We start from the raw sequence: 3,978 nt of genomic DNA, 5'->3' as shown, positions 1-3,978 counted from the left end.
CTGGAGCTTTTCAGTGACTGCTTCCCCCCTGCGCCTCGGCGTCAATGTCGATCACGTCGCGACCCTGCGGAATGCCCGCGGCGGGCGGCATCCCGATCCGCTGCGGGCGGCCGAGATCGCCGTCGCGGCCGGGGCGAACGGGATCACGGCGCATCTGCGCGAGGACCGGCGCCACATCCGCGACGACGACATGGAGCGGCTGAAGCGCCACCTGACCGTGCCGCTCAACATGGAGATGGCGGCGACCTCGGAGATGGTCGAGATCGCGCTGCGCCTGAAGCCGCACGCGACCTGCCTGGTGCCGGAGCGGCGCGAGGAGCGCACCACCGAGGGCGGGCTCGACGCCGCCGGCCAGCGGGCCGAGCTGGAGCCCCGCGTGAAGGCGCTTTGCGCCGCCGGCATTAGGGTCTCGCTGTTCGTCGCGCCCGATCCGGTCCAGCTCGATGCCGCCGTCGCGGTCGGCGCCCCGGTGGTCGAGCTGCACACCGGCGCCTGGTGCGAGGCGATCGCGGCCGGCGAGGCGGCGGCGGCCCGGGCCGAACTCGACCGCATCGTGCAGGCCGCGCGCGGGGCGCGGGCGCGCGGCCTCGAGGTGCATGCCGGCCACGGCCTCGACCCGCTGACCGCCGAGACGATCGCGGCGCTGCCCGAGGTGGTGGAGCTGAACATCGGCCATTGGCTGGTCGCCGAATCGGTGTTCGACGGCCTGGAGGGGGCGATCCGGCGCATGCTGGCGGCGATGAAGCGCGGCCGCGGCGGCGCCCCGGCCCGCAACTAGAGGCACGCGCGTGATCATCGGCATCGGCACCGACCTCTGCGATATCCGACGCATCGAGAAGGCGCTCGGCCGGCACGGCGACCGCTTCGTCGCCCGCTGCTTCACCCCGGTCGAGCGGGCCTTGGCGGAGCGCCGCAAGAACCGCGCCGAGACCTACGCCAAGCGCTTCGCCGCCAAGGAGGCCTGCGCCAAGGCGCTCGGCACCGGCTTTCGCAAGGGCGTGTTCTTCCGCGACCTCGGGGTGATCAACCTGCCGTCCGGCAAGCCGACCCTCAAGCTCACCGGCGGGGCGGCGGTGCGGCTCGCCGCCATCACGCCGGCCGGCCACGACGTCCAGATCGACCTCGCCCTCACCGACGAATATCCGCTCGCCCAGGCCTTCGTGGTCATCTCGGCGGTACCACGATCCGGCGGGGGAGAGACCGGCGCGTGAATTGCGCCGGTCCCCTCTAGCCGCTAGAACCAGAACGCCACCGCGCCGGTTTCATCGTCGCTGACTTCGCGCCCAGGCTCGTGGACGGGTATCCCGCCGAACGTCGACCGTCCTGTCCCGGCCGCCGTGGCCCGCCGCTTCGGCAAGACGATGACTGCAGGCGAACAACGAGAGGCCATTGAGCGTGTACGACAGCCAAGAGAAGCGCCAAGAGAAGAAGAAGGAAGGCGGGATCCTCGAAACCGCCCGCGTCATCTTTCACGCGCTGATCATCGCCTTGGTCATCCGGACCTTCCTGTTCCAGCCGTTCAACATCCCGTCCGGCTCGATGATGGCGACGCTCCTCATCGGCGACTACCTGTTCGTCTCGAAATACTCCTACGGATACAGCCGCTATTCGTTCCCGCTGTCGCTGCCGCTGTTCAACGGCCGCATCATGGGCTCCGAGCCGACGCGGGGCGACGTGGTCGTCTTCCGGCTGCCGAAGGACGACTCGACCGACTACATCAAGCGGGTGATCGGCCTGCCGGGCGACCGCATCCAGATGGTCGGCGGCCTCCTGCACATCAACGGCCAGCCGGTGAAGCGCGAGCGCGCCTCCGACTATGTCGACGAGGAGGGCGGCCGCACCGTGCGGGTCCGGCGCTGGAAGGAGACCCTGCCGAACGGCGTCTCCTACGAGACGCTCGACCTGCAGGACAACGGCTTCCTCGACAACACCCCGGTGTACGAGGTGCCGGCCGGCAACTACTTCATGATGGGCGACAATCGCGACAACTCGACCGACAGCCGCGTGCTGAGCCAGGTCGGGTACGTGCCGTTCGACAACATCATCGGACGCGCCCAGGTCATCTTTTTCTCGGTGGGCGACGGCGTGCCGGCGTGGCACGTCTGGGCATGGCCCTGGGCAGTGCGATGGGGACGGTTGCTGACGCTGGTCAGATGAGCGCGCGGAGCAAGGGCAGGCAAGAGCTGGAAGCCCGGATCGGCTACGCCTTCGACGACAAGACGCTGCTGGAGACGGCGCTGACCCACATCTCCGCCCTGTCCGGCAAGAACCGGACGGTGAGCTATCAGCGCCTCGAGTTTCTGGGCGACCACGTGCTCGGCCTGGTCGTCTCGGACATGCTGTTCCGCGCCTTCCCGCGGGCCGAGGAGGGCGAGCTGTCGCGACGGCTCGCCGATCTGGTCCGTCGTGAGACCTGCGCCGACGTCGCCCGCGCCCTCGATCTCGGCCCCGCCATCAAGCTCGGCGTCTCCGAGGCGAACTCCGGCGGGCGCCGGCGCATCGCGATTCTCGCCGACGTCTGCGAGGCGCTGATCGGCGCCGTCTTCGTCGACGGCGGCTATCCGCCCGCCGCCGCCATGATCGAGGCGCTGTGGGGCGAGCGCATGCGCAAGCCGAAGCGGCCGCTGCGCGATTCGAAGACGATCCTGCAGGAATGGGCGCAGGGCCGGGGGCTGCCGACCCCGAACTATCGCGAGGTCGAACGCACCGGCCCGCACCACGACCCCGAGTTCCGCGTGGTCGTCGAACTGCCCGACCTGCCGTCGGCCGAAGGCGTCGGCCGCTCCAAGCGGGCGGCCGAGCAGGCGGCCGCCGCAGCCTTCCTGGGCCGCGAGGGCGTCCAGACGGCGGCCCCCGCCGAGGCCTGATCCGACTCTTCCACGCGAGATCCGATGACCGATTCCGAGACGCCCCCCGCCGCCGACGAGGCCGACCGACCGACGCGCTGCGGCTTCGTCGCCGTGATCGGCGCGCCCAATGTCGGCAAGTCGACCCTGGTCAACGCCCTGGTCGGCAGCAAGGTCACGATCGTCAGCCCCAAGGTGCAGACCACCCGCACGCTGGTGCGCGGCATCGCCGTGTTCGGCGCCTCACAGCTGATCTTCGTCGACACGCCCGGCATCTTCCTGCCGCGCCGCCGGCTGGAGCGCGCCATGGTGACGACCGCCTGGTCGGGCACCAAGGACGCGGACCTCGCCGTGCTGGTGATCGACGCCAAGCGCGGCCTCGACGAGGAGACCTCCGCCATCCTCGACAAGCTCAAGGAGGTGCGGCAGCCCAAGACGCTGGTGATCAACAAGGTCGACCTCGTCGCCAAGCCGGCGCTGCTCGCCCTGGCGCAGGCCGCCAACGACCGCGTGCCCTTCACCGACACCTTCATGATCTCGGCGATGAGCGGCAGCGGCGTGCCGGATCTCGCCGAGACGCTGGCCACCAAGGTGCCGCTGGGGCCGTGGCTCTATCCCGAGGACCAGATGTCGGACGCGCCGATGCGCAGCCTGGCGGCCGAGATCACCCGGGAGAAGCTGTTTCTCAAGCTGCACCAGGAGCTGCCCTACCGCTCGACCGTCGAGACCGACTCGTGGACCGAGCAGCAGGACGGCTCGGTGCGCATCGAGCAGACCATCTTCGTCGAGCGCGAGAGCCAGCGGAAGATCGTGCTCGGCAAGGGCGGCCACACCATCAAGTCGATCGGCACGGATTCGCGCGAGGAGCTGGCCAAGCTCATCGACCAGAAGGTCCACCTCTTCCTGTTCGTGAAGGTGCGCGAGAACTGGTCCGACGACCCCGAGCGCTACCGCGAGATGGGCCTCGAGTTCCCGAAGGGGTAGGCAGCCCGGACAACGTCGTAGCCCGCAGGAGCGCAGCGCAATGCGGGGCGGCTGTATTCGTCATGGATGAGGCAGTTCTCCAGACTCTCGGCCGCGTGCCCCGGACAAGGCGCGTCAGGCCGCAGGCCTGATGCGCCGCAGAGCCGGG

The 3,978-nt window shown here is 69.8% G+C and carries 5 protein-coding genes; all 5 read left to right on the top strand.

The features are described 5' to 3' along the window. The first annotated feature begins 13 nt into the window (after positions 1-13). The 5 genes from CH341_RS29140 (at position 14) to era (ending at position 3,830) form a co-directional block, all read left to right on the top strand. Positions 14-778 (top strand): pyridoxine 5'-phosphate synthase, encoded by a 765-nt coding sequence (locus CH341_RS29140; RefSeq protein WP_111422774.1) that lies wholly within the window; start codon positions 14-16, stop codon positions 776-778. Between the two features lie 10 nt (positions 779-788). Further along, complete coding sequence (gene acpS / locus CH341_RS29135; protein ID WP_111422772.1) at positions 789-1,211, top strand: holo-ACP synthase; 423 nt, start codon at positions 789-791, stop codon at positions 1,209-1,211. A gap of 184 nt (positions 1,212-1,395) precedes the next feature. Then, positions 1,396-2,157 (top strand): signal peptidase I, encoded by a 762-nt coding sequence (lepB, locus tag CH341_RS29130; protein ID WP_111422776.1) that lies wholly within the window; start codon positions 1,396-1,398, stop codon positions 2,155-2,157. Next, entirely contained in the window at positions 2,154-2,867 is a 714-nt protein-coding gene (gene rnc / locus CH341_RS29125; protein ID WP_245431305.1) for a ribonuclease III, read from the top strand. Before lepB ends, rnc begins: the two co-directional genes overlap by 4 nt. Before the next feature lie 24 nt (positions 2,868-2,891). Then, positions 2,892-3,830, top strand: a complete 939-nt coding sequence (gene era / locus CH341_RS29120) for a GTPase Era (RefSeq protein WP_111422767.1) — start codon at positions 2,892-2,894, stop codon at positions 3,828-3,830. The last annotated feature ends 148 nt before the right edge of the window (positions 3,831-3,978 follow it).

The sequence above is a fragment of the Rhodoplanes roseus genome (assembly GCF_003258865.1).
GTDB lineage: Bacteria > Pseudomonadota > Alphaproteobacteria > Rhizobiales > Xanthobacteraceae > Rhodoplanes > Rhodoplanes roseus.
The sequence above is the reverse complement of the archived record's forward strand: the minus strand, read 5'-3'. Positions and strand labels throughout refer to the sequence as shown.

Excerpts from the sequence above, each read along its gene's own strand:
- rnc (WP_245431305.1), top strand. The coding sequence starts at position 2,154 with ATGAGCGCGCGGAGCAAGGGCAGGCAAGAGCTGGAAGCCCGGATCGGC.
- era (WP_111422767.1), top strand. The coding sequence starts at position 2,892 with ATGACCGATTCCGAGACGCCCCCCGCCGCCGACGAGGCCGACCGACCG.